Origin of the sequence: Pseudomonas sp. A014, assembly GCF_052378495.1 — a bacterium.
In the GTDB taxonomy this organism is placed as follows: Bacteria; Pseudomonadota; Gammaproteobacteria; order Pseudomonadales; family Pseudomonadaceae; genus Aquipseudomonas; species Aquipseudomonas machongensis.
Genome location: NZ_CP199001.1, coordinates 4831168 through 4855873, shown reverse-complemented (window position 1 = coordinate 4855873; position 24706 = coordinate 4831168). Strand labels below are relative to the sequence as shown.

The 24706-nt window shown below is 64.5% G+C and carries 19 protein-coding genes; 4 read left to right on the top strand and 15 right to left on the bottom strand.

All coding sequences use genetic code 11. The annotated features are described in order from the left end of the window. The first annotated feature begins 232 nt into the window (after positions 1-232). The 4 genes from ACTYOL_RS22595 (at position 233) to ACTYOL_RS22580 (ending at position 5332) form a co-directional block, all read left to right on the top strand. A complete protein-coding gene (locus tag ACTYOL_RS22595; protein ID WP_153773213.1) occupies positions 233-1138 on the top strand; it encodes a LysR family transcriptional regulator in 906 nt (301 codons plus the stop codon). A 122-nt stretch (positions 1139-1260) separates the two neighbouring features. Continuing rightward, positions 1261-2802 carry an MFS transporter gene (locus ACTYOL_RS22590; protein WP_444757080.1) on the top strand — a complete coding sequence of 514 codons (1542 nt, stop codon included), beginning with the start codon at positions 1261-1263 and terminating at the stop codon, positions 2800-2802. 23 nt (positions 2803-2825) lie between these two features. Then, positions 2826-3887, top strand: coding sequence for an HlyD family secretion protein (locus tag ACTYOL_RS22585; protein WP_063546044.1), 1062 nt, complete (start codon positions 2826-2828; stop codon positions 3885-3887). Then, positions 3884-5332 carry an efflux transporter outer membrane subunit gene (locus ACTYOL_RS22580; RefSeq protein ID WP_444757079.1) on the top strand — a complete coding sequence of 483 codons (1449 nt, stop codon included), beginning with the start codon at positions 3884-3886 and terminating at the stop codon, positions 5330-5332. Before ACTYOL_RS22585 ends, ACTYOL_RS22580 begins: the two co-directional genes overlap by 4 nt. A gap of 104 nt (positions 5333-5436) precedes the next feature. Here ACTYOL_RS22580 and ACTYOL_RS22575 read toward each other — a convergent pair whose 3' ends face one another. The 15 genes from ACTYOL_RS22575 to yaaA form a co-directional block, all read right to left on the bottom strand. Further along, positions 5437-6249: an SDR family oxidoreductase gene (locus tag ACTYOL_RS22575; RefSeq protein WP_444757078.1), complete on the bottom strand. Its 813-nt coding sequence runs from the start codon at positions 6247-6249 to the stop codon at positions 5437-5439. 139 nt (positions 6250-6388) lie between these two features. Continuing rightward, on the bottom strand, positions 6389-6853 hold the full coding sequence (locus tag ACTYOL_RS22570; protein WP_063546041.1) for a hypothetical protein: 465 nt from the start codon (positions 6851-6853) through the stop codon (positions 6389-6391). 132 nt (positions 6854-6985) lie between these two features. Next, the gene (locus ACTYOL_RS22565; RefSeq protein ID WP_054894908.1) at positions 6986-8440 is read right to left on the bottom strand and encodes a mannose-1-phosphate guanylyltransferase/mannose-6-phosphate isomerase; all 1455 of its coding nucleotides are present in this window, start codon (positions 8438-8440) and stop codon (positions 6986-6988) included. Positions 8441-8475: 35 nt separating this feature from the next. Beyond that, on the bottom strand, positions 8476-9123 hold the full coding sequence (locus ACTYOL_RS22560) for an alginate O-acetyltransferase AlgF (RefSeq protein WP_054894909.1): 648 nt from the start codon (positions 9121-9123) through the stop codon (positions 8476-8478). A 17-nt stretch (positions 9124-9140) separates the two neighbouring features. Further along, the gene (locus ACTYOL_RS22555) at positions 9141-10298 is read right to left on the bottom strand and encodes an alginate O-acetyltransferase (protein ID WP_444757077.1); all 1158 of its coding nucleotides are present in this window, start codon (positions 10296-10298) and stop codon (positions 9141-9143) included. Positions 10299-10308: 10 nt separating this feature from the next. Beyond that, the gene (locus ACTYOL_RS22550) at positions 10309-11769 is read right to left on the bottom strand and encodes an MBOAT family O-acyltransferase (protein ID WP_065864944.1); all 1461 of its coding nucleotides are present in this window, start codon (positions 11767-11769) and stop codon (positions 10309-10311) included. 176 nt (positions 11770-11945) lie between these two features. Continuing rightward, positions 11946-13049, bottom strand: a complete 1104-nt coding sequence (locus ACTYOL_RS22545) for a mannuronate-specific alginate lyase (protein ID WP_153773209.1) — start codon at positions 13047-13049, stop codon at positions 11946-11948. 7 nt (positions 13050-13056) lie between these two features. After that, positions 13057-14502, bottom strand: coding sequence for an alginate O-acetyltransferase (locus ACTYOL_RS22540; RefSeq protein ID WP_444757076.1), 1446 nt, complete (start codon positions 14500-14502; stop codon positions 13057-13059). Between the two features lie 13 nt (positions 14503-14515). After that, complete coding sequence (algG, locus tag ACTYOL_RS22535; protein WP_054894914.1) at positions 14516-16075, bottom strand: mannuronan 5-epimerase AlgG; 1560 nt, start codon at positions 16073-16075, stop codon at positions 14516-14518. Positions 16076-16093: 18 nt separating this feature from the next. Beyond that, on the bottom strand, positions 16094-17572 hold the full coding sequence (locus tag ACTYOL_RS22530; RefSeq protein ID WP_063546035.1) for an alginate export family protein: 1479 nt from the start codon (positions 17570-17572) through the stop codon (positions 16094-16096). Next, on the bottom strand, positions 17569-19080 hold the full coding sequence (gene algK, locus ACTYOL_RS22525) for an alginate biosynthesis TPR repeat lipoprotein AlgK (protein ID WP_444757075.1): 1512 nt from the start codon (positions 19078-19080) through the stop codon (positions 17569-17571). The genes ACTYOL_RS22530 and algK overlap by 4 nt, the downstream gene beginning before the upstream one ends. Before the next feature lie 13 nt (positions 19081-19093). After that, on the bottom strand, positions 19094-20260 hold the full coding sequence (locus ACTYOL_RS22520; RefSeq protein WP_054894917.1) for an alginate biosynthesis protein Alg44: 1167 nt from the start codon (positions 20258-20260) through the stop codon (positions 19094-19096). Between the two features lie 36 nt (positions 20261-20296). Continuing rightward, the gene (locus ACTYOL_RS22515; protein ID WP_172964813.1) at positions 20297-21778 is read right to left on the bottom strand and encodes a glycosyltransferase family 2 protein; all 1482 of its coding nucleotides are present in this window, start codon (positions 21776-21778) and stop codon (positions 20297-20299) included. 62 nt (positions 21779-21840) lie between these two features. Beyond that, positions 21841-23157 carry a nucleotide sugar dehydrogenase gene (locus tag ACTYOL_RS22510; protein WP_065864153.1) on the bottom strand — a complete coding sequence of 439 codons (1317 nt, stop codon included), beginning with the start codon at positions 23155-23157 and terminating at the stop codon, positions 21841-21843. A gap of 766 nt (positions 23158-23923) precedes the next feature. Next, positions 23924-24703, bottom strand: a complete 780-nt coding sequence (gene yaaA / locus ACTYOL_RS22505; RefSeq protein WP_200604011.1) for a peroxide stress protein YaaA — start codon at positions 24701-24703, stop codon at positions 23924-23926. Between the last annotated feature and the right edge of the window lie 3 nt (positions 24704-24706).

The window sequence follows — 24706 nt, the reverse complement described above, 5'->3', positions numbered from 1 at the left end:
TTCGCGGGCAAGCCCGCTCCCACTGGTTGCCATGTGAGAGCAACTGTCATGTTCAAATTTGGCAGCCAGCTAAATCCTTGTGGGAGCGGGCTTGCCCGCGAAAAGAACCCCACCATTCTGGAACCTTCCGCCAACCTGGATAAATGGCCCCCCACGCACGGCGTCATTGCACCAGACGCAATCGTGCGACCTGCTACCATCGCGTTTCCCACACTCGCCACGGAAATCGGCCATGCAACTCCCGGACATGAACCTGCTTGTCGCCCTCGACGCCCTGCTCGACGAGGGCAGTGTGGTGGGCGCTGCGCAGCGCATGAACCTGAGCCCGGCGGCGATGAGCCGCACACTGGGGCGCATCCGCGACGCGCTGGGCGACCCGATTCTGGTGCGCGCCGGGCGCGGCCTGGTGCCGACACCCCGCGCGCTGGCCCTGCGTGACCAGGTGCGGGCGCTGGTCGAGCAGGCCGGGCTGGTGTTCAACAGCGGCGAGGACGTCGACCTGCCGAACCTGGAGCGCGCTTTCAACATCCGCACCAACGACCTGTTCGTCGCCCTGTATGGCGCGCGCCTTTTGCACATGATGCTGGCCGAGGCACCGCGCACGGTGCTGCGTTTCGTGCCGGAAGCCCATGGCGATGATGACCTCGTGCTGCGCCACGGGCAGATCGACCTGGTGGTGAGCTCGAGCATCGAACTAGGGCCGGAGATCAAGGTGCAGCATCTGTTCGATACGCACTTCGTGGGCCTTGCGCGGGACGACCATCCGATCTTCGACGCGCCGATCACCCCCGAGCGCTTTGCCCGCTATCCACAGATCAGCGTGTCGCGGCGCGGGCGGGCCAACGGGCCGATCGACGTGGAGCTGGGCAACTACAAATTGCACCGGCGGGTGTCGCTGATCACCCCGAGTTTCCACTCGGCGATGTTCTCCCTGCCGGATTCGGACCTGATCCTGCCGATGCCGGCGAATATCCTCGGCAATGTGCTGAAGTTCGGGCTGCCGCTGCGCTCGTTCGAGATTCCGGTGGAGTTGGAGAAGGTGCGGGTGATGCAGGCCTGGCATCCACGCTTCGACAATGACCCGGCGCATCGGTGGCTGCGGCGCACGCTGAAGGCGTGTTGCGGGACCGAGCCTTGAGGCCGGCAGTGAAAGCGGATTGCGTCTGGCGCAATATAAAGCTGCCAACAAGTCAGTTTTCGTAAGCATTGCCCGCCCCTAGACTTCCCACAGCTGAAAAATGTTGCTGGAGATGTCTAGAAATGAGTTCCCTGAGCGCACCCGCCGCTGCACTCGCTGCCGCCCCGGTGGCTGCTGCGCCCGCGCAGACGCCATTCGGCCTGCGCGTGGTGGTGGGGTTGTTCGGTGTGTTGCTTGCGGTGCTTTGCGCCGGGCTCAACGAGGCGGTGACGAAGATTTCCCTGGCCGATATCCGCGGCGCCATGGGCATCGGTGCCGACGAGGGGGCCTGGCTGGTGGCGGTGTATGCCGCTGCATCGGTTTCGGCCATGGCCTTCGCACCTTGGCTGGCCACCACCTTCTCGCTGCGTCGCTTCACCATGACAGCCATTGGCCTGTTCGCCGTGCTGGGCCTGGTCCAGCCCTTGGCCCCCAACCTGCATAGCCTGATGCTGCTGCGCGTGCTCCAGGGCTTTGCCTCGGGGGCATTGCCGCCGATGCTGATGAGCGTGGCGCTGCGCTTCCTGCCGCCGGACATCAAGGTCTATGGCCTGGCCTGCTATGCCCTGACCGCCACGTTCGGGCCCAACCTCGGCACGCCACTGGCGGGCCTGTGGACCGAATATGTCGGCTGGCAGTGGGCGTTCTGGCAGATCATCCTGCCCTCGGCACTGGCGATCTTCTGCGTCGGTTGGGGCCTGCCGCAGGACCCGCTGCGCCTGGAGCGCTTCCGGCAGTTCGACTGGCGTGGCGTGCTGCTGGGGTTGCCGGCCATCAGCAGCATCGTGCTGGGTCTGTCGCTGGGTGATCGCTGGGGCTGGTTCGATTCGTCCTTGATCTGCTGGCTGCTGGGCGGTGGCCTGCTGTTGCTGGTGCTGTTCATGTACAACGAATGGTCCGAGCCCTTGCCGTTCTTCCAGTTGCGCATGCTGTCACGGCGCAACCTGAGCTTCGCCCTGGTGACCCTGGCCGGCGTGCTGGTGGTACTGTCGGGCGTGGGTAGCATTCCTTCGGCGTACCTGGCGCAGATCCAGGGCTATCGCCCGGCGCAGACCAGCCCGCTGATGATGCTGGTGGCCATGCCGCAACTGATCGCGCTGCCGCTCACCGCAGCGCTGTGCAATATCCGCGCGGTGGACTGCCGCTGGGTACTGGCGAGCGGGCTGGCGATGCTGGCGGCCTCGTGCGTGGGCAGCAGCCTGCTCACCAGCGAATGGATCCGCGGTGATTTCTACCCGTACTACCTGTTGCAGGTGTTCGGCCAGCCGATGGCGGTGCTGCCACTGCTGATGCTCTCGACCAACGGCATGACCCCGCAGGAAGGCCCGTTCGCGTCCGCCTGGTTCAACACCGTGAAGGGCCTGGCGGCAGTGATCGCCACCGGGCTGCTCGATGTCCTGGGCACCCTGCGCAGGCATTTTCATTCCAACCATCTGGTCGACAGCCTGGGCAATGCGCCACTGCTCGACGACGGCGCGGCGAACCTGGCCAGGCGCCTTCACGAACAGGCCCTGGTACTGACCTCGGCCGACCTTTACCTGGTGATGGCCTGCATCGCCGTGGCCCTGATCTGCCTGATTCCCTTTGTGCCTACCCGGGTCTATCCGCCCCGTGCGGTGGCCTGACCCTGTAGTTCGAGACAAATGACATGACCCAAGCACGCAAGACAGTTTTCATCGGCTCAGTACTCGCCGTGGCCGTCCTCGCCGCCATCGTCGGCCCCTGGATGTTCGGCAGCGACCACCGCCAGAGCACCAACGACGCCTACGTCACCGCCGACTACACCGTGGTCGCGCCGAAGGTGGCAGGCTTCATCAAGCAGGTGCTGGTCGAGGACAACCAGCAGGTCAAGGCCGGCCAGTTGCTGGCGACCATCGACGCCCGTGACTACCAGGCCGCGCTCGATGCCGCCCAGGCCCAATTGCTGGTGGCCAAGGCGCAGGCCATCGATGCCCGCGCCACCCTCGAGCGCCAGGCGGCGCTGATCGCCCAGGCCGAAGCCGCGGTGAAGGCGGCGCAGGCCGAGGCCGGTTTCGCCGACCATGAAGTGACGCGCTACAGCCGCCTGGCCGAGCAGGGCGCCGGCACCGTGCAGAACGCCCAGCAGGCGCGCAGCCGGGTCGACCAGGCCCGCGCGCGACTCGCCAACACCCAGGCGGCACTGGTGGCCACGCGCAAGCAGGTGGACATCCTCCAGGCCCAGGTCGCCAGCGCCGATGGCCAACTCAAGCGCGCCGAAGCCGGCGTGGAAAAAGCCGAGCTGGACCTCTCCTACACCCGCATCACCGCGCCGGTGGACGGCATGGTCGGCGAACGCGCGCTGCGTGTGGGCGCCTACGTCAATCCAGGCGCACGGCTGCTGTCGGTGGTGCCACTGCAACAGGCCTATGTGGTCGGCAACTTCCAGGAAACCCAACTGACCCATGTGCAGCCCGGCCAGCCGGTGCGCATCAGTGTCGATACCTTCTCCGGCGAGACCCTGCACGGGCATGTCGAGAGCATCGCGCCGGCCACCGGCGTCACCTTCGCCGCGGTGAAGCCGGACAACGCGACCGGCAACTTCACCAAGGTGGTGCAGCGGATTCCGGTGAGGATCGTCTTCGATGATGGGCAGCCTTTGCTCGAGCGTCTTCGCGTAGGCATGTCGGTGGAGGCGACCATCGATACCCAGGGCGACACCCTGGCCGGCAAAGAGGTGACTGCGCGATGAAAGCCCGTCCAGCCATTGCGGCAACCGCTTCCACAGTGCTGCTCGCCGCGCTGTTGGCCGGCTGCACCCTCGGCCCGGATTTCCAGCGCCCCGACAGCCAGGCCCCGCAGCAGTGGAACGCCCTGCAGGGCGAGCAGGCGGCGAGCCAGCCTGTGGCAGAGCCGCTGCAACTGCGCTGGTGGGACAGCTTTCATGATGCGCGGCTGAGTGCGTTGATCGAGCAGGTCGCAGCGCGCAACCTCGATCTGCAGATCGCCAGCGCTCGCCTGCTGCAGAGCCGGGCGCTGCGCAGTACCGTCGCTGCCGACGAGCTGCCGTCGGTGGATGTCAACGCCGGCTACAGCCGCGCGCGCAACAGCGCCGAAGGGCTGAGCGACCCGTCCGGCAAGGCGGGCAAGTCGGCGTTCAATCTGTGGCAGGGCGATCTTGTAGCGGGTTGGGAGTTGGACTTCTGGGGGCGGGTGCGGCGCCAGGTCGAGGCGGCCGATGCCAGTGTCGAGGTGGCCGAGAATGACCGCAATGGCGTGCTGCTGGCGCTGCTCGCCGAGACTGCGGGTGACTACATCCAGTTGCGCGCGGTGCAGCACACCCTCAAGGTCACCGAGGATAATCTGAAGGTTGCCCGGCACAGCCTGAAGTTGTCCGAGGACCGCCAGGCCGAGGGTGTCGCCACTCGCCTCGACGTGGCTCAGGCCAATGCCCAGGTGGCGTCGATCGAAGCGCGCCTGCCGACCTTGCAGGCGCGTCGCGATGACCTGATCAATGCCCTGAGCCTGCTGGCGGCCGAGCCGCCGCGCAGCCTGCAGAGCACCTTGCTGGACGCTGGCGCGTTGCCGGCGCCGGAGCAGAAGTTCGCCATCGGCGTGCCTTCGCAACTGGCCGAGCGACGCCCGGATATTCGCCAGGCCGAAGCCCGCCTGCATGCCGCGACCGCGAGCATCGGCGTGGCCAAGGCGGATTTCTACCCCAGCATTCGCTTGTCCGGGAGTGCCGGCTTCCAATCGATGCAGCTGGCTGATTTCGGCAACTGGGATTCGCGGCGCTTCGCCTTCGGGCCGCAGTTGTCGTTGCCGATCTTCGAAGGCGGCCGCCTGAAAGGCACGCTCCAGTTGCGTGAGGCGCAGCAGCAGGAGGCGGCGCTGAACTACCGCAAGGTGGTGCTGGGCGCCTGGCACGAGATCGACGATGTGCTGCGCTTGTACAACGCCAGCCAACTGCGCCGTGACCATTTGGCCGAGGCGGTGCGGCAGAACCGCATTGCCCTGGAAACGGCGCAGCGGCAGTACGTGGAAGGGGCGGTGGACTTTCTCAACGTGCTGACCGTGCAGTCGGCACTGTTGGCCAGCCAAGAGCAGTGGATCGACAGCTCGGCGGCCGTATCGCAGGCGCTGGTGGGGCTGTACAAGGCGCTTGGGGGCGGCTGGCAGGCGTTCGACAAGGTTTGAGACGGGTGGTGGATTCTTCGCGGGCAAGCCCGCTCCCACAGGACGGACAGCACCGATTCTGTACTTGTGGGAGCGGGCTTGCCCGCGAAGAATCCACTACCGCTTCAAAGCGGCCGCAACAACCCGAAGCGCTTGCGCAACACCTTGTCCAGCAACCGCTGCGGCAGCAGCCGTGCCATCAACGGCAAGGCGGTGCTGCCATTGCCCAGCCTCACCAGCGCCGGTGTCGGCGTCTTGCGTGTGGCTGCCAGCAATCCCTGGGCGAAGGTCGCCGCTGGGGTCGGCCTGTCCTGCGAGGCGCGAGCCCTGGCCTGCACCTGCTCGCGCAACGGCCACCACGGCGAATCCGCTGCCAGTACCTGTTCGGCTTCGTGCTGTGCATTGCTGGCGAACTGCGAAGCGATCGCCCCGGGCTGCACTTCCATCACCCGGATCCCGAACGGTGCCAGCTCCAGGCGCAGGGCGTCGCTGAGCGCATGCACGGCGGCCTTCGAGGCACAGTAGGCCCCGGCGAAGGGCGTGACCAGGACCCCGGACACGCTGCCGATGTTCACCACCAGGCCTTTGGAGCGGCGCAGCAGCGGGAACAGGGCGCGGGTCACGCCGACCAGCGAGAAGACATTGGTTTCGAACTGGCGCTGCAGGGCTTCGACGCCGCCGTCGAGCAGCGGGCCCATGGCGCCGTAGCCGGCGTTGTTGATCAGGATGTCGAGTTCTGGCAACTGCTCGGCCAGCAGTGTCAGGGCCTGCGGGTCGTTGACGTCCAACTGCCGGGCGCTGAAGCCTGCGGCGGCGAGACGCTCGACATCTTCAGGTTTGCGGGCGGTGGCCCAGACCTGGTGGCCGGCATCGCGGAAGGTATCGGCCAGGGCGCGGCCGATGCCGCTGGAACAACCGGTGATAAGAACGGTGGGCATGGTCAGGGTCTGCTGTCAGGTGGGACGTACAGCGTCTGCGCCGGCCTCTTCGCGGGCAAGCCCGCTCCCACAGGTACTGCACAATTCCTCAGGCTGTGGGAGCGGGCTTGCCCGCGAAAAGGCCGGTGCAGGCGCCCGGTCAATTGGCAAATGTACCTTGCAGGTGCTCGGCACGAAACTCCAGGGTCTGCGCACGATAGCCAGAGCGCAGCGGTGGCAATGGCAGGCAGTCTGTCCATTCGGCACCCGGCTGCAGCTCACCGGGCCCACGATAGCGCGGCGCGGCATAGGTGTTTTCGGCAAGGTTGACCGTATCGCCCGGGGTGTAGGCGGCAACCCGCCAGCGCAGCTCGGTGAGCGGCACCTTGTTGCCGTTCTTCATTCGTACTTGCAGGGCGCGGTCGGCGGGGCATTGATCGGGCGCATAGCTCAGGCGCAGATCGAGACGGGCCAGTTGCGAGGCTTCGCGGCTGTCCTGCCAGACCACGAATAGTGCGACCAGGCCCAGGCCGCACACGGCGGCCATGGAAATCGGCAGGGCCTTGGCCGGGTAGCGCAGCAGCAGGACCAGCCAGGTGAGGATGAGAAAGGCGCCGATGATCATGAGGGTGCAGGCCTTGGTTGGGCGGTTCGATCATCGTAGCGGGAAATGACGCATGGCTCAAAAACGCCATCGCGGAACAAGTCGCAGCGGCGAACCGCCGCTGCGACGTGTTCCGCGATGAAAGCGCTGCCGTTACTGCGCGATGGTCTTCACCGAAACCCCACGTTCGACCGGCGTAGAGGTGCGCCCGTACACATCCTCGAAGCGCTCGATATCATCCTCGCCCAGGTAGCTCCCGGACTGCACTTCGATGATCTCCAGCGGGATCTTGCCCGGATTGCGCAGGCGGTGCACCGAGGCAATCGGGATGTAGGTCGACTGGTTCTCGGTGAGCAGGAACACGTTCTCGTCGCAGGTCACCTCGGCGGTGCCGCTGACCACGATCCAGTGCTCGGCGCGGTGGTGGTGCATCTGCAGCGACAGGCTGGCGCCTGGCTTGACGGTGATGTGCTTGACCTGGAAGCGTCCACCCATGTCCACCGAGTCGTAGGAGCCCCACGGACGGTACACCTCGAGGTGGTTCTGCGTCTCGCTGCGGCCTTGCTGGTCGAGGGTGTTGACCAGTTGCTTGACGCCCTGGACCTTGTCCTTGTGGGCAATCATCATCGCGTCCTTGGTCTCGACCACGACGATGTTCTCAAGGCCAATCACCGACACCAGCTTGCCGTTGCCGTGGATCATGCAGTTGTGGCTGTCCTGCACCACCACGTCGCCCTTGGTGACGTTGCCGTTGTCGTCCTTCTCGTGCACATCCCACAGCGACGACCAGCAGCCCACGTCGCTCCAGCCGGCCGACAGCGGCACCACGCAGGCGCGCTGGGTCTTTTCCATCACCGCGTAGTCGATGGAGTTGTCCGGGCAGCAGGCGAAGGTGGCTTCGTCGATGCTCAGCACGTCGGCTTCTTCGTCGCTGCGCTCCAGGGCCAGCAGGCAGGTGTCGTAGATGTCGGGGTCGTGCTTTTTCAGCTCTTCGAGGAAGCGGCTGGCGCGGAACAGGAACATGCCGCTGTTCCAGAAGTAACCGCCGGCACGAACGAACTCGTTGGCGCGTTTCTCATCGGGCTTTTCGACGAACTGCGCGACCCGCGCCACACCCTCTGGCAGCAGGGCGTCCTGGCTGGAGCGGATGTAGCCGTAACCGGTCTCGGGCTTGGTCGCCGGCACGCCGAACAGCACCATCTCGCCGCGCTCGGCCGCCACCGTGGCCAGGGCCAGGGCGCGTTGCAGGGCTTTCTGGTCCTCGATCACATGGTCGGCGGGCAGCACCAGCATCAGCTCGTCGCGGCCCTCGTTGACCAGTTTCATGGCGGCCATTGCCACCGCTGGCGCGGTGTTGCGCCCGAAGGGCTCCATGAGGATGGCCTGGGTTTCGAGCTTCAGGCCCGCCAACTGCTCCTGGACGATGAACTTGTGGTCCTTGTTGCAGACCACGATGGGGGTATCCATGCCCTCGAACACCAGGCGCTGGAGGGTCTGCTGGAACAGGGTGTGTTCGCCGGTCAACGCCAGGAACTGCTTGGGGAACTGCTTGCGCGACAGAGGCCACAGACGCGAACCGCTACCACCAGAAAGAATTACCGGGATCATCATGTTTCTCCAATAGTCGTTTAGAGGCAGGGGGATCAGTTGCTAGCCACGGGGCGAGTTACCCACACCGGCGACAAGCTGTTGCCGGAACCGGTGACATACAGCACGGCCGCTTCGCCGCGCTCCAGGGCGACGGGTTTGACGTCGCTGACTTTCTTGTTGCCGTCGAACAGGGCCAGGTTGACCTTGACCGGATTGATTTCGCGCTCGCCGCGACCCTTGGCGGCCACCGGCTTGACCACTTCGGTCTTGCCGTCGGCGGTCTTGAGGGTCAGCGACTGGTCGCTGAGGTTCTGCACGCGCACCAGCGCTTTCTGCTTGTTCTTGAACGGCGGCTCCTCGATCAGTTGCGGGTTGCCGCCGTTGTTGTTGACCAGGGTGTAGTACTTGTCCGAGGCCAGCTTGACCGGCACGCTCTTGCCGCCGACCTGGGCGGTGTAGTCGCCGCCAGGCAGGAAGCTGAAGTCGCTGCTGGCCTGGGCACCGACCTGCTTGATCTGGGTATTGCCGACCGAGGCCGCGGTGGGCGCGGAGCTTGCGTTGTACAGGCGCACGAAGGTCGAGCCTTTCGGGGCGCTGGGGCCATAGAGTGCGGCGTCGGCGCCGGCGAAGGCCTGCAGCGATGCCAGGGAAAGGCCGGCCGCGAGGGTGAGGGCTTTGGCGATGGATGGCTTGTGAGTCATGTGCGTGTTCCTCTCTTTCAGTGGTCCGTCCGGTTGGACGAAAGGGCCAGGTTTTCTTCGGATTTACGGGTGTTCTTCAGTTGCGCGATCCACTGCGGATCGAAGCTGCTGAGGTCGTTCTTCATTGGCAGATAGCGCTCGGGGAACTCCCACACCACGACTTGTGGTGGGGCGTTCTTGAAGGCGTCGCTCTGCAGGTACTTGAGCATCGGCAGCAGCGGGCCGTGGCCGTCCTCGGCATAGTTGGCGACGTCGCTGTGCAGCGCCTGTTGCAGGGCGCCGAGGAAGTTCCAGTGCGGGTTGGCGCTGTAGCTGGTGCCCACCAGTGCCACCGGGATGGCGCTGTCGGCGAACAGCGCATCGCCGTCGTCGCCCTTGGCTTGCGCCGGGCGGGTGGTGCGCTGCTGCAGGTTGTCCGGGGTTGGCAGCAGGTTGCTGAACAGCGGGTCGAGCGGCAGGAAGTTGGTCAGGTCGCCTTTGTATGGCGCAGTCTTGCCCGCCTCGGTGATGTAGGCCTGGGGTTGGCCGTCGAGCAGTTGCTGGCGCTTGACGCCTTCGGCGATGGACTGGGCAACCACTTCGGCGCCCATTGGCGTCCAGTGCGTGTCGGTGCGCAGGAATACCTGGCCACGTGCCTTGGCCTGCTCCAGCGGGGCGAGCAGGTCGGGGGCGAACACGTTGGCCTGGCGCGCCTGGGCGTGGAACTGGTTGAACAGCTCGCCGTGCAGGCTGGCGGGCGTCTCCTTGCCCAGGTACTCGGCATAGACCCGTGCCTTGGCCGGCACGATCGCCAGCACCAGCTCGATGTTCTGGCGCTGCAGGGTGTCGCGCACGCCGCGGATCAGCGCCAGGTTGTCCTGCATCAGTTGGTCGGCGTTGGCGGTGGGGTTGAATTCCTCATCGCTGAACAGCCACTGGTCGCGGCCCAGCACCACACCGGGGCGGCCTTCGTTGAACAGCTTGAAGTCCAGTGCGGCCCAGAGGTTGGTGCCCAGGCGCTTGATCGGGAACTGTTCGTCGTAGTGGGTTTCAGCGGCCTTGGCCAGCTTGCCGTCGAGCAGGGTCATCTGCCCGGTGCGGTTGAAGCTCTCCAGGCCCGCGACCGACCAGGCGCCCAGGCCCACCAGCAGACCGAGGAACGACAGCGAATAGGTGATGCGAAGTGTGCGGTTCATGTCATCCACCTCAGAACTGGAAGTACAGGAACGGCGAGTAGCTCTGCGCCGAAAGCTTGAGGATCGAGGCCACGAACAGCAGCAGCACCAGGGCGCGGGTCATGACCCGGGTCCAGTCCAGGCTGAGCGTGCCGTCGCCATGTACTTGCGCCGGAATGCGCGGGGCGGCCGGTGGCGTTGCGTTGCGGTAGAAGTCGCGCAGGCCGAAGAACGCCAGGGTCAGGTAGGCGACGATCAGCGTGGCCACCTGCAGGCCGGTGAGTTGGGCGCGGTTGAGTTCCGACAGTTGCCACTGGCCGAAGCTGAACATGGCGCCGTACATACGGCCGGCCACTTCGAGGTTTTCGGCGCGGAAGATCACCCAGCCGACGACCACCAGCAGGAAGGTGAAGGCCCATTTGACCGGGTTGAAGCGCTGCGGGTTGGTGTCGATGCCCAGCGCGCGTTCGATCGCCAGCCACATGCCGTGCCAGGCGCCCCAGATGATGTAGGTGAAGTTGGCGCCGTGCCACAGGCCGCCCAGCAGCATGGTCAGGAACAGGTTGCGGTAGGTGGCGAAGGTGCCGCCGCGGTTGCCGCCCAGGGTGATGTACAGGTAGTCGCGCAGCCAGGTCGACAGGCTGATGTGCCAGCGCCGCCAGAACTCGGTGATCGACTGGCTGATGTAGGGCTGCTTGAAGTTCTCCATGAAGCGAAAGCCCATCATCAGGCCCAGGCCGATGGCCATGTCGCTGTAGCCGGAGAAGTCGAAGTACAGCTGCGCGGTGTAGGCCAGCGCGCCCAGCCAGGCATCGCCGGTGGTGGGGTTCTGCAGGGCGAAGCAGTGGTCGGCGACCACCGCCAGGGTGTCGGCGATGAACACTTTCTTGATGAAGCCCTGCATGAAGCGCGTGCAGCCTTCGGAGAACTTGTCCAGGGTGTGGGTGCGGTTGTTGAACTGATCGACCAGGTCCTTGAAGCGCAGCACGGGGCCGGCGATCAAGTGCGGGAAGATCGCCACGAATGCGGCGAAGTCGATCAGGTTGCGCGTTGCCGGGGTGTCGCCGCGGTACACGTCGATGATGTAGCTGATCGACTCGAAGATGTAGAACGAGATACCGATCGGCAGCAGCACGTGGGTGAGGATGAACGGCTCAAGGCCGAACGAGCTGATGATCGCGTTGAGGCTGTCGACGCCGAAGTTGGCGTACTTGAAGTAGCCGAGGATCGCCAGGTCCACGCCCACGCCCAGCAGCAGCCAGCGCTGGGCCGGCTTGGTGCGCACGCCGGCAGCGCCGACTTTCAGACCGATCCAGTAATTCCACAGGGTGACGCCTGCGAACAGCGCCAGGAAGTCTACCCGCCACCAGGCGTAGAAGATGTAGCTGGCCACCAGCAACAGCAGGTTGCGATAGCGGTTCCCGCTCAGGTAGTACAAGCCGAGGAAAACCGGCAAGAACAGGAACAGGAACACGTTGGACGAGAAGACCATCCCGGTTCTCCTTTTTGTTCACAGCATCCGGGGCACAGCGCCCCCCAAACCCCCCACGCGTAGCTGGGGAGCAACCTAGTTCCTGTGGGAGCGGGTTTACCCACGAAGCAGACACCGCGGTGCCTGGCAAGGGCTTCGCCCTTGTTCGCGGGTAAACCCGCTCCCACAGGGATCTACTATTTCTTCTGTTCCGCGCTCGGGTCGTAGACCCGGGTCATGTCGCCGCCCATGCGGAAGCTGTTGAACGGCTGCATGTCGTGCTTGCGCTTGAGGGTGTCGCCGACGCACTGGTACAGCGCGCACCAGGGTTCGAGCCAGGCGTACTTGCTGTCGACCTTGAGGTCCTTGAGGTCCTGCTTGACCCCGGCGCGCTCGGCGAAGTGCACCGGATCGCGGGCACCGGCCAGCACGCCTTCGCCCAGACGCTGCAGGGCGAAGTTGTTTTCCTTGCGCAGGTCCACGCCATTGACCTGGGCGAAGCTGGCGATCATCGCCAGCGGCGGCAGGGCGTAGTTGTGGTAGGCCAGCGCGCGCTGGCGACGTTTGATCTCGTTGGGCAGGAAGCCTTGGTCGTCGATCTGGTTGGCGCCGACCTTGAACTCCTTCACTGCCCAGTCGAACAAGTCGCGCCGATCGGTGGCCACTGCCGTGGCCATCACCGACCAGGCCGCCCAGTAGCTATGGTTGTTGATCTTCTCCAGCGGCAGGTCGCTCCAGTCGCGCACGGTCTGTGTCGCCAGCTTGGCGAGCCACTTCTCGATCAGCTCGGCTTCGGCCTGGTGCGCGGCCAGTGGCTGGGACTTGGAGAACTTCAAGCGCAGCCACGAGCCGCTCATGCTGCCCAGCGCCCATTTGCGCATGGACTTGCCGGTGTGGTTGAAATCGGTGGACTCCAGCGCATCGGCGCGCGCCCAGGTGCCGAGCCAGGTCAGCACGCAATCGAGCTGGGCCGGGCGACCGTCGCGCATGTACTGGCCGACCATCTTGCTGACGCCCTTCTCCAGGGTGGTGATGTCGGCGGTGGAGTCGCGGAAGGCTTTTTCAGAGGCGACGTTGAGCGTTGCCCGAGCCTTGTCCGAGCCCTCGTACTTGCTGCGAAACTGCAGCGCGCCGGTGTAGGGCTTGGGCGCGGCTTCGCAGGTGAAGTTGCCGTCGCTGGTCTTGAGTTTCTCGATGCCCTCGTAGTAACCCTGCGGGGGCACCAGCGCAGCCTGCGCGGCACCGCCGAACAAGGCCAGCGCGAGCAGGGCGGGGCTGAAGGTTCGCTTCAATGTCGTCATGTTCGCCTCACTGGCCGGCTTGCGCGGTGTTGCGCGCGCTGCCGGCGAAGTTGTTGCGTTTGCAGAGCTTGGCCTCGACTTTCTGGGTGCCGTTTTCCGGGCCCTGGACTTCCAGGGCCAGCAGGTTCTGGCTGGCCCAGTCTTCGTCCTCGCGCATCTGGAAGACGAAGCGTCCGTCGGTGTCGGAGGTCTCGGGTTTTTCGATCTTGATGTCCTCGTGGCGCCCGTTCAGGTACCAGAGGGTGGCCTGCAGCACCTTGACCGAGGTGTCCTCGAAACGGATGTCGAGTTGGTGATTGCGGTTGACCAGGTCCTTGATCACGCCACCCTTGCCGTTGACCATCAGCTCGTTCTTGCCCGGCTTGAGTGTGGTGCTGGCGCTCATTTGCGCCGGGCGGCCGTCGCAGCCATCGTCGAGCAGGCCGAGGATCTGCCGCCAGATGGTTTCCTGGTCCAGGCGGTACAGCGGCGAGAATTCCCAGATCAGGATCTTCGGCGGGTTCTTGTGGAACTCCTCGCTGCCCAGGTACTGGATCATCGAGCCTTCCAGGCCGCCGCCGGGGAAAGCGACATTGAGTACGTCGGCGCCGATGTACTGTTCCAGAAAGCCCGAGAAGTTGTAGTTCTTGCCACTGTGGCTGGTGCCGACCAGGGTGATCTGCGCGTTGCCTGAATCGCCGAACAGGTCGTCGCCGCCGCTGGCGCCCCCCTTGGGTTCGGTGGCGAACTGGTCCATGTACTGCACCGCGTAGCTGGTGCCGCACAGTTGTCCGGCGACGTTGTGCAGGGTGCCGGTCTTGCCCATGCGTCCGGATTTCCGGGTTTCGAATTCCTTGCGTGGAATACCCTCGAAAGCCGGCATCTTGTGCACGGTGTCGGCCACGATCTTCGCTGCGCGCTCGGCGCCATAGGGCGTCCAGTGCTGGTCGCCGCGGAAGTAGAAGTCCTTGCCCTGGTCGGCTGCGGCGAGCTGCTCGTTGGTCAGGGGCGAGAGGTCGGGCACGTTGTAGCCCATCCGGGCGAAGCGCTGCAGTATCGCCTGGTAGTTGTGCAGGGCTTTCTGGTAGTCGAAGGCAGCCTTCTCTTCGGGCTTGAGCATGTTGCGGTTTACCAGGCCACGGGTCGGCTGGTAGACCACCACCAGCTCCACGCCGCGTTTCTTGAACGCATCGTGCACCTGCTGCAGACGCTTGTAGCCGCCGGGCGTGGTGTCGAATTCGGTGCGCAGGTCTTCGCGGGTACGGAACAGCCAGTCGCCCTGGGCCTGTACCAGGGTGGTGAAGTTCTGCTGGTAGCGGGTGGTGTAGCGGCTGGCGTCGTGGGCCTCGGGGCACAGCTGGCAGCACGGCTCGGCGCTGAAGCTCGGTGGCTGCACGTCGTCGGCGCGCACGCCCTGGCTGATGGCCAGGAGGGCGGCGGACAGGCCGAGCAGTTTCATCAGGTGTGGGGTCATGGTCTGGGCTTCCTTAATCGATCATTTCGGTCTGGCGTTCGACCGGGTCGATCAGCACGGCCTTCTGCTGGCGCACCAGCAGGTCGAGGATTTCGTCCTGGCGCTCGCCGAGCACGCCGTTGAGGCTGATGCCGCTGGATTTGCGCGGGGCGAGCATGGACACCTTGTACAGCTCCACCGACAGCGGCGAGTCGATCGATAAGGGCCCGGAACCGTTGGCCGCCAGCTCGCCGCCAACCACGATCAGCGACACCTTGGTGTCGAACGGGTCGAGGGCGATGTCGCGGTCGGTGTCGGAGAGGTCCTTGATGTGCCCGTACACCCCGACCAGGCCGTTGGCCATGGCGATGTTTTCGTACAGGCGGATGTTCACGCTGTTGCGTACGCGGATGCCGTGGCGACGGTTGTTGATCAGCTTGTTGCCCCAGATCAGGTTGTCGCCGCTCTCGTAGAGGGTGATGCCGTCGGTGTGGTTGCGGTAGATCTCGTTGTAGGCGATCAGGTTGTTGACGCTGTTACGGTCGATCACTACGCCCGAGAGCTTGTTGTCGTAGCTCTTGTTGTTGATGATCCAGCTGTCGTTGACCTCGCGCGAGACGATGATCCCGTGCTTCTTCTTGGTGCCGTACACGGTGTTGCCGGCAATGATCAGGCGGTGCGAGCGGTCGTGCGGGTCGATGCCGTAGACGATGTTGTCGCGGTAGGTCGAGTCCTTGACCACGAAGTCGCTGGTCTCGTAGCAGTAGAAGCCGTACCACATGTCGCTGAACTCCGAGCCGATGATCCAGCCGGTCGGTTCAGGGCGGCCCATCTGCTTGGCCATGTTCGGGGTGTACTGCGAGATGCTCACGCCATACGACTTGGACTTGGCATAGCCGAAGCTGGCCATCTTGCTGTTGACGATGTACGTCTCGGTGCCGCCCCAGCTGAGCAGGAACGGGCGGAATTCCTTGGGCGAGCGGAAAGTCGCCGGGCCGTTGGCCTGCTCGCGCCAGCCGGTGACCTGGGTATCGCTGACGAACAGCTTGCCGTCATTGACGATGAACGAGCCGCCCTCCTGGGACAGGCGCAGCTCCTTGACCTTGCCGTCGATCTCCAGCACGCCCTTGCGCCCGACCACGATCGGCAGGCGCGCCAGATACACGCCCGGCGCGGTTTCGCGCAGGTACTGGGCGGGCACCTTCTTGCTCAGTTCGACCAGGTCGACATGCCCGTCATCGACGAAGATCGCCTGGGGGATGCCGTGCTGGCGCTGGACCCACTCGGCGGCCTTGTTGTCGCCGCCGATGAATTCCTTGAGCGACTCTTCCTGGAGCATGCGGCGCACGCTGACCTTGCCCTTGTGGCGGCGGTCTATCTTCTGTTGCACGGCCTGCGCGGTGTAGCCGGAGAGGTCGGGCAGCTTGGGCGGATCCATCTGCAGCGGCTCGATCGGCGCGCTGGCGACGGTGTAGGTCTTGGCCTGTTGCAGCTCCTTGGCGATCACCGCCGGCTGGGCCGCGGCGGCCATGCCGCTGGCCAGCAGCAGGGCGCTGGCGAGCAGGCTGTGGCGGAGGTTCGGGTGCAGGTTCATAACGGTCCTCTCCCGGCCTCAGAAGCGCCAGATCACGTCGACGAAGGCGCGGTGCATGTACGAGTCCGCTTCCTTGCCATAGGCATCGCCGGGCTTGAACACACCGGCGCGCAGGCGTACCAGGGCCGACGGCTCGTCGATCGACTGGCTCAGCGAGGCGGGCAGCAGGCCCTGCTTGAAGTACTTGGTGACCACCACGTCCATCTCCTGGCCCAGGTCCTTCTCGCCGTTGATCAGCGGACGGTTGATGCCATCGTCGTTGACCACCGCGTTGATGCCGCTGGAGCCGATGTTCTGGTTGCCATCGACGCGCCAGAACTTGTGGTAGATGAAGCTTGCGTCGTAGTCGTCGCGCAGTTGCCAGGAGGCGAACAGGGTCGCGGCCTGCAGGTTGCCCAGCTCGCCGCGGAAGGCCTCGCCGAAGCGGTGCACGCGCGAGCGGGTGCCGGTGAAGTTGGAGCGGTTGCTCTCAAGGCCGGTCTGCTCGAAGTTGTTCGAGCCATCGCTGCCGCCACCACCGCTGCCACGGGCGTAGGCCGCGCCGACCTGCCACTGCGGGTCGAGGCGCAGACGGATACCGAGGTCGGTGGCCCAGGCATTGACGTCGCCGCTCTGTTTGCCGGTGGCGACCTGGTCTTCGCCGACCAGCTGGCTGCTGAGGCTGTCGCGATTGCCGGTCAGCCAGGTGACGCTGCCCCAGTAGTTGACGGTGTGGTCGTTGCGCCAGTTGTAGGCGTCGCTGTTGGCCTCAAGGCCCAGCCAGGTGAGGTCGCCGGTGCGGGTCTTGTCGAGGGCATCGACGGTCTCGCCGGGGTTCTTCAGGCTGCCGCTGTCATGGGTGTGGTGGGCGCGCAGGCCGACCCAATGGCCGGGTGTCCACTGCGTGGCGATGTTGCCGTAGACGTGCGTGCGGTCCTTGTCTTCGGGGGCCAGCTCGGTGAGGTCGGTGCGGTATTCGCTGAAGCGCTGGGCCACGCCGAGGTCGGCCTTGAGCAGGGTGGTGTCGAAGCTCCAGTTCAGCGCCTCGATGTTGGTGTCGCGCCACATGCCGTCGTCGCTGCGCAGGCGTTGGCGGCCGAAGCGCAGTTGCTCGCCGGGGTAGGGCGTGAAGCCGCTGTAGCCGATCCAGAATTCGCGCAGGGCCAGGTAGCTCTTGTCCGGCTTGCGGCTGTCGTCGCCGGTGTCGACGGCGGTGCCGTCGTCGTTCTGGCGCAGGGTGTCGGTCTCGATGATGTCGGTGGCAGTCACCGCCTGGCCCATGGCGAAGGCGCTCCAGTTGCCGCGCTCGCCATACACCCAGGGACGCAGGTCCAGGCCCAGGCCGTTGACGTCGCCGCCGGAGCGGGTGCCCAGGTCACGGTCGTCCTCGGACTGGCCGGTGATCTTCACGTCCAGGCCGAAGTTCTTCACTGCGGTTTCCGCGGCCAGGGTCGGCAGCGACCACAGCAGGGCGAAGCTCAGGCCGATGCCGGCTTTCACGAAGGGATTGAGCGTCATAGCGAGTCCTCGGCGTCTACGTCTTTCTCGTCTTGCAGGGCGTCCAGGGCCAGCGGGCTGTTGCTGGCCTGGAGCATCCCGGCACGCGCCTTCTTCTCCTGCTCCAGCAGGCGCTGGGCCTGGCTGCGCTGGTCGGGCGTGAGTTGCTGGTCGAGTTGCTGCAGCAGTTCGCTGGACTGCGGCGTCGGGTTGGCCTGGGCAAGCTGGGCGAATACCCAGGCGTTGCCGGTGTTCTGGCGGATGCCGTGGCCTTCGCTGTAGAGCTGGGCCAGGGCGTAGTCGGCACTGAGCTGGCCACCACGAGCCGCGCTGAGCAGGTGGTCGACGGCTTTCTGCGGCTCGACATGGCCCAGGTAGCCGCGGCGGTAGAGCTGGCCTAGGTAGTAGTGGGCGCTGATTTCGCCGGCGTCGGCGGCGGCCTGCAGGTGTTGCTCGGCCTTCACGGCATCGGCCGGAACGGTCTTGCCTTCGTAGTAGAGGCGGCCCAGCAGCAGTTCGGCGCGGGGCTGCTCGGCTTCGCGGCCCTTGTCGATGTAGGCCATCAGCTGGTCGGTGTCGCCCAGTTCAGGGAAGTCGTAGAGCAGTTGCGCAAGGCTGACCCAGGATGCCGGGTTGGCCGGGGCGACGTGTTCGAGCAGGTCCTTGGCGGTCTTCTCGTCGGTCTGGCCGAGGCTCCGGTCGGCGAGCACGCGGGCGACGCTGTCGACCCGTGTGGCAGGCACCGCATTGCGGGCATAGGCGGCCTTGAGCTGGTCGAGCAGGGCGGCCTGCTGGTCGGGTTGGGCGCGTTTCTGGTAGACGGTGGCCAACTCCACGTAGCAGATGTCGGTGCTGCTCAGCGCGGCCTTGCAGATCTGCTCCACCTCGGCCAGGTGCTGGTCGTAGGTGCCTTGGGTGCGGTACAGCAGCACCTGGGCCAGGCCCGCCTCGGGGTTGCCGGCGGCGCGCCACTGGTCGATCTGCTGCTGGGCGTTGATGTTCGGGAAGCTCTGCGGGTATTGCAGGTAGAGCATCGCCAGCGGGATCAGGGTGTTGCCCTCACCTTGCCTGGCCGCGAGCTTGAGCAGGGTTTCGGCCTCTTCGCGTTCGGCCTGGGTGCTGTCGGGCTTGGCCACCAGCAGGCGGCCCAGGCGTGCCTGGGCACGTGGTGAGGTAGCGGCTGCGGCGCGGTAGGTGGCTTCGGCCTGCTTGAGCTGGGCCGGGTCGCGGGTGCCAACCTGAATGTCGGCCAGGCCGACCTGTGCGTCGCTGTAGCCCAGGTCGGCAAGTGCCTTGTAGTTGGCCTCGGCGGTGGCGGTGTCGCCGCGCTTCAGGGCCTCGTTGGCCAGGCGCTGGTCAGGCAAACCGACGCAGCCGGCCAGGGTGATGGCCAGGACGCAGAGCCCGAGAGCCCTGTGGGAGCGGGCTTGCCCGCGAATGGCCGGGACCTGGGATGAAGGTGTGCCTGCTGGCCCCTTCGCGGGCAAGTCCGCTCCCACGGGGACGCAGGGATAATTGTTCGGCGTCATCGTCCTGTCCCCCTCAGAGCCCGCGGGCCACGGCCTTGTCGATCAGCCAGTTCAGCGAGGGACCGCGGTCGCTGTTCACCGAAGCCGGGCGGCCGGCCAGCTCTGCAGGCAGCGACTCGTCTGGCTTGATCTGCACGCGAATGTCCGAAGCCAGGTTGTCGTTGTCCAGGCTGGCGCTGCCGACGATCACACCGGTGCGCACCTCGTCTTCGCCGGCGATCTGGAAGTTGACCCGGGTGCCGGGCTTGACCTCGTCGAACTGGCGATAGCTGAAGCGCGCCTCGACCATCGGGTTGGTGGTGCGCGGGATCAACTGGTAGACCACCTGGCCCTTGCTGGCGTACTGGCCGTCATCCACCAGCTGGCGGGCGACCACGCAGTCGCAAGGGCTGGTGAGGGTGCCGGAAAGCTGCTTGCCAAACAGTTCCTCGACCTTGGCTGGCTCCAGTTGCGAGTCGTCCAGATGGCCCTTGAGCAGGTCGAGCATGCTGGTGTTGAAGGTCGCCAGCGGCGCGCCCTTGACCACCTGCGCACCGTTTTCCACCAGGCTCTGCATGCTGCCGTCGCGGGGCATGGTGACGTTGGTGGTCGGTACTGCGACCACACCGGCCTCGGCGTGGCTGACGAAGTACAGGCCGTACAGCGATTTGGCGACGAAACCGAAGGCGGCGATGCCGACCACGAACACGCCCAGGGTGACGGTGACGGCACGCAGGCGACCGAAGGCCGAAAGGCCGGAGCCTGCGTCCTTCTGCTTGCGCGCCTTGGTGAAGTTGTCGCGCTGCAGGGTACTGAGCACATCACCGACGCTGATCAGCTCGCCGGACAGGTGGGAGGTGATGATGTGGCGCAGGGTGGCGATATCGCGCGGTTCCAGGTTCTGGAATTCGACACCGGTGCGGCCGCTCTGCGGATCGCTCGAGCGCACCAGGAACTCGATGTCCATCGACAGCCCCAGGTTGTCGACCACGAACTGCAGGCGACCACGTACGACATCTCCGACCGGAAGAGCTTTTTTGGCATGGAACGACAGACCACCGGCGGAGAGGTCGTCGACCTTCACATCCTGCGGCTGGCGCTCGCTGTCCAGGTAGCGCAGCTTGGCCGGGATGCGCACCCGGGCGTGCTGGCGCTGGGCTTCGGACTCATGCACGACGTTGACGTTCACGGCGGTATTCATGGCGATTTGTTCCTGTTGGATCGATCCGGGTTGGGCTCACACGACCATGAACAGCACAGCGACGAAGATGCTGGCGGCCGAGAAGGTCATGGTCCGAGAGGACCAGGTGTTGAACCATTGTTGAAAGCTGGCGAGGTCACGTTTCAGTGCAGTCGGCTGGCGGGTCCAGGACTGCTTGTCGAGGCGGAAGAACACGTAGATCTTCATCAGCGCGCCGACGATCTGGTTGTAATAGAGGATCAGCGGATAGGCCGGGCCGACACTGTGGCCCGAGCACAGCAGCATGATGGTGAGGATCAGGCGGGTGATGCCGATCCACAGCAGGTACACCAGCAGGAACTGCAGGCCGAACTTGAAGCTGGCGATCACCGCCACGGTCAGGCCCAGCAGGCTGGTCCACATCGACACACGCTGGTCGAGCAGCACGATGCTGGTGAACAGCCCCAGGCGCTTGAGGCCCAGGCCCAGGGCGCGGGAGTTCTGCCGCAGGTTGTTGCCATACCAGCGGTACATCAGCTTGCGGCTGGCCTTGACGAAGCTCTTTTCCGGCGGATGCTCGACCGTGTTGATCGCCGCGTCCGGCACGTAGAAGGTGTCGTAGCCCAGGCGCATCAGGCTGAACCAGCTCGACTTGTCGTCGCCGGTGAGGAACTTGAAGCGGCCCAGGCGCCAGTGCATCAGCGAGTCGCTTTCGACGTCGGCGATGAACTCGGGGTTGGTGACCACGCTTGCGCGGAACATCGACATGCGCCCGGTCATGGTCAGCACGCGCTTGGACAGCGCCATCGAGCACATGTTGATGTGGCGCTGGGCGAAGCGCAGCTTGTGCCACTCGCTCATGATGTAGCCGCCGCGCACTTCGCAGAATTCGTTGGTGGTCAGGCCACCGACATTGGGGTAGAGCTTGAACCAGGGCACGGTCTTGCGAACTACGCCCTCGGCCAGCACGGTGTCGCCGTCGATCACCGCAACCACGGCGTTTTCGTCCGGCAGCATCCGCGAGATGGCCCGAAAACCGTAGGCCAGGCCGTCGCGCTTGCCGGTACCGGCGATGCGCACGAAGTCCAGGGCGACGTGTTCGGGCGGGTTGTACTTGGCCCACAGGCTCTTGACCAGCAGCTCGTCGGACTTCTCCACCAGCGAGCAGACCACGGTGGTCGGATAGCCGCATTCGATCGCTTCGCGGATCACCGAGCTGTACACCTGGGCGGTGGTCAGCGCATCGATGCGAAAGCTGGTGACCATCAGGTACACATGCGACGGTTCGGCTGCCTTGCCCAGCTTCTGCACCTTGCGGCGCAGGTAGGGGTAGACCAGGTACAGGAAGATCATGCCGCGGATGAAATGGGTGGCGCCCATGGAGTAGCGCCAGATGCCGACTGCGCCGACCAGGAAGATGAAGTGCTTCGACTGCGAATCGAAGATATCGCTGGGCAGGGCCAGGGCGATCAGCATGAGCAGGCTCATGTAGAGCAGCCATCCGGCGCACTGCAACAGCACTGTCTGGAGCCTTTGCATGTTCAGCATCCGTCGCGAGAATCAGGAGAATGCGGGGCCGACCGGCCCCGCGTCGGGCTGGCTTACCAGCAGATGCCTTCGGTGCGGGTGAGGGTGCTGGTGGGCTTGCTCATGAAGCCGACCAGATCGATCACCTGCTTGCCTTCCGGCGCCTGCTGGGCAAGGGCGCGGAACTGTTCGTCGCGGTTGCCGAGGATGATGATGTCGGCGCCATCGACCACCTGCTGGAAGTCGGCGTTGAGCAGCGACGAGACATGCGGGATCTTCGACTCGATGTAGTCCTTGTTGGCGCCGTGGACACGGGCGTACTCGACGTTCTGGTCGTAGATGTTCAGCTCGTAGCCCTTGCCGATCAGGCGCTCGGCCAGTTCCACCAGCGGGCTTTCGCGCAGGTCGTCGGTGCCGGCCTTGAAGCTCAGGCCGAGCAGGGCGATCTTGCGCTTGTCGTGGCTTTCGATGATGTCGAAGGCGTTCTGCACCTGCGACTCGTTGCTGCGCATCAGCGAGTCGAGCAGCGGCGCCTTCACATCGAGGCTGGCAGCACGGTAGGTGAGGGCGCGCACGTCCTTGGGCAGGCACGAACCGCCGAAGGCGAAGCCTGGGCGCATGTAGTACTGCGACAGGTTCAGGGCCTTGTCCTGGCAGACCACGTCCATCACTTCGCGACCATCGACGCCGACCGCCTTGGCGATGTTGCCGATCTCGTTGGCGAAGGTCACCTTGGTGGCGTGCCAGACGTTGCAGGTGTACTTGATCATCTCGGCCACTTCGATCGGCTTGCGGATGATCGGCGCGTCGAGCTCTTCGTAGATCGCCTGCAGTACGTCGCCGCTGGCGCTGTCCAGTTCGCCGATGACGGTCATCGGAGGCTGGTCGTAGTCCTTGATCGCGGTACTTTCACGCAGGAACTCGGGGTTGACCGCCACGCCGAAATCGACGCCGGCCTTCTTTCCGGAGCAGTCTTCGAGGATCGGGATCACCACGTTCTTCACCGTGCCCGGCAGCACGGTGCTGCGTACCACGATGGTGTGGCGGCGGGTGGTGTCGCGCAGCACGTAGCCGATCTCGCGGCACACCGATTCGATGTATTCCAGGCCCAGGTCGCCGTTCTTCTTGCTTGGCGTACCGACGCAGATCATCGACACGTCGCTGGCGCGGATCGCCTCGGCGAAGTCGGTGGTGCCACGCAGGCGACCATTGGCGATGCCTTGCTGCAGGAGTTGCTCCAGACCCGGCTCGACGATTGGCGACTTGCCCTGGTTGATGAGGTCGATCTTGGTGGTGGACACATCCACACCAATCACTTCATGGCCCCTTGCCGACAGGCAACCTGCACAGACGGCACCCACGTAACCCAAACCAAAGATGCTGATACGCATCGTATTCACCTCGTGTGTTTATCACGCCGGCTCTTTCGAAGAACCGGACCGGGTTGATTGACCTGCTTTTACGGGCGCACGGATCCATGGCGAATTGACACTTCACCGAACGCAGGCATGAATGAATCCGGAGCGCAAACAGTGCTGCGCTCAAAGTTGGCAGTAAAAGGCCAGTTATAAAAAGGCGTGCCCTGAGATGCAGCCGTCTTTATTGCAACGCGTTATCGGGTGCGCTGCTGTGCTTGTTCTTTCAAGTGAATAAATCCTTTGAAATCAACCACTAGGACGATTAGTAAGGGGCGCGGCTCTCCTGCTTGAACAGACCGCTTGGTTATACCGAAGCGGTAGTCGAAGTTATCAGCGCAGGTAGTGAGTACCTGCCACTTGTCATCTGTAAGTCATCTCTCACGTTGCACGCTCGTGATTCGTTACGGGTGCTATGAGCGATCTGCGAAGGGAGAAGTTCCGAGGTGCGTTCTGGGCAGATGAAAGATTTCTAAATATTTTTTCAGTGAGAAATACTTTCATTCTGATAGCACGGATGGGTTTCGCCCCTATATATAAAGGGCGGAATCAAGATGAGATGGTTATATGCCAGTATCGGAAAAATTTTTTCAAAATTCGTCAAAAAACTACGAACGGTCTTATGGCGTTTGGCGATAAGCTCAGCCTTGCCTGTTTTTTGGCGCCGGTAATTTGGCTTTTTTGAGGCGGGGATTGCAGGAGCGCGCTGGTTGGGGTGCTCCTGCAAGACTGGGAAGCAGGGCTAGTCCGCTGGATGATCGCGCAGGAACACCAGGTGGTCGGGCTTCGATTGTTCGGCGCTGTAGTAGTAGCCTTGCACGTCGAAGCGCTTGAGCTGCTCGGGATCGTTGATGCGCTCCTGGATCACGAAGCGGCTCATCAGGCCACGCGCCTTCTTGGCGTAGAAGCTGATGATCTTGTACTGGCCGTTCTTCAAGTCCTTGAAGTCGACGTTGATCACGCGGGCATTCAGCGCATTCTTCTTCACGGCGCTGAAGTACTCGTTGCTGGCCAGGTTCAGCAGCAGGTCATCGCCTTGTTCGGCCAGGGCCTGGTTCAGCCATTCGCTGATGCGCGTGCCCCAGAAGGCGTAGAGGTCCCTGCCGCGTGCGTTCGCGAGCTTGGTGCCCATTTCCAGGCGATAGGGCTGCATCAGGTCAAGCGGTCGCAGCAGGCCATAGAGGCCCGAGAGCATGCGCAGGTGTTGCTGGGCATAGCTGAAGTCGTCCTCGCCAAGGGTTTCGGCATCCAGGCCTGTGTATACGTCGCCCTTGAACGCCAGCAGCGCCTGCTTGGCGTTGGCGGGGGTGAAGTCTGGGGTCCAGCTGCCGAAGCGCGCGGCATTGAGGCCGGCAAGCTTGTCGGACAGGTGCATCAGCTCGGCGATCTGCGCCGGCGACAGCTCGCGCAGTTGGGTGATCAACGTCTGCGAATCGTCCAGGTACTGCGGCAGGGTATGGCGCTGGGTTACCGGTGGGGTGTCGTAGTCGAGGGTCTTGGCGGGGGAAATCACCGTCAGCATGGG

Coding starts and splice junctions, on each gene's coding strand:
- ACTYOL_RS22510 (WP_065864153.1), bottom strand. CDS start 23,157: ATGCGTATCAGCATCTTTGGTTTGGGTTACGTGGGTGCCGTCTGTGCA.
- ACTYOL_RS22545 (WP_153773209.1), bottom strand. CDS start 13,049: ATGACGACATTGAAGCGAACCTTCAGCCCCGCCCTGCTCGCGCTGGCC.
- ACTYOL_RS22540 (WP_444757076.1), bottom strand. CDS start 14,502: ATGACCCCACACCTGATGAAACTGCTCGGCCTGTCCGCCGCCCTCCTG.
- ACTYOL_RS22560 (WP_054894909.1), bottom strand. CDS start 9,123: ATGACTCACAAGCCATCCATCGCCAAAGCCCTCACCCTCGCGGCCGGC.
- ACTYOL_RS22575 (WP_444757078.1), bottom strand. CDS start 6,249: ATGCCCACCGTTCTTATCACCGGTTGTTCCAGCGGCATCGGCCGCGCC.
- ACTYOL_RS22580 (WP_444757079.1), top strand. CDS start 3,884: ATGAAAGCCCGTCCAGCCATTGCGGCAACCGCTTCCACAGTGCTGCTC.
- ACTYOL_RS22570 (WP_063546041.1), bottom strand. CDS start 6,853: ATGATCATCGGCGCCTTTCTCATCCTCACCTGGCTGGTCCTGCTGCTG.
- ACTYOL_RS22555 (WP_444757077.1), bottom strand. CDS start 10,298: ATGAACCGCACACTTCGCATCACCTATTCGCTGTCGTTCCTCGGTCTG.
- ACTYOL_RS22515 (WP_172964813.1), bottom strand. CDS start 21,778: ATGCAAAGGCTCCAGACAGTGCTGTTGCAGTGCGCCGGATGGCTGCTC.
- ACTYOL_RS22520 (WP_054894917.1), bottom strand. CDS start 20,260: ATGAATACCGCCGTGAACGTCAACGTCGTGCATGAGTCCGAAGCCCAG.
- ACTYOL_RS22585 (WP_063546044.1), top strand. CDS start 2,826: ATGACCCAAGCACGCAAGACAGTTTTCATCGGCTCAGTACTCGCCGTG.
- ACTYOL_RS22550 (WP_065864944.1), bottom strand. CDS start 11,769: ATGGTCTTCTCGTCCAACGTGTTCCTGTTCCTGTTCTTGCCGGTTTTC.
- algG (WP_054894914.1), bottom strand. CDS start 16,075: ATGAACCTGCACCCGAACCTCCGCCACAGCCTGCTCGCCAGCGCCCTG.
- algK (WP_444757075.1), bottom strand. CDS start 19,080: ATGACGCCGAACAATTATCCCTGCGTCCCCGTGGGAGCGGACTTGCCC.
- ACTYOL_RS22595 (WP_153773213.1), top strand. CDS start 233: ATGCAACTCCCGGACATGAACCTGCTTGTCGCCCTCGACGCCCTGCTC.
- ACTYOL_RS22590 (WP_444757080.1), top strand. CDS start 1,261: ATGAGTTCCCTGAGCGCACCCGCCGCTGCACTCGCTGCCGCCCCGGTG.
- ACTYOL_RS22530 (WP_063546035.1), bottom strand. CDS start 17,572: ATGACGCTCAATCCCTTCGTGAAAGCCGGCATCGGCCTGAGCTTCGCC.
- yaaA (WP_200604011.1), bottom strand. CDS start 24,703: ATGCTGACGGTGATTTCCCCCGCCAAGACCCTCGACTACGACACCCCA.
- ACTYOL_RS22565 (WP_054894908.1), bottom strand. CDS start 8,440: ATGATCCCGGTAATTCTTTCTGGTGGTAGCGGTTCGCGTCTGTGGCCT.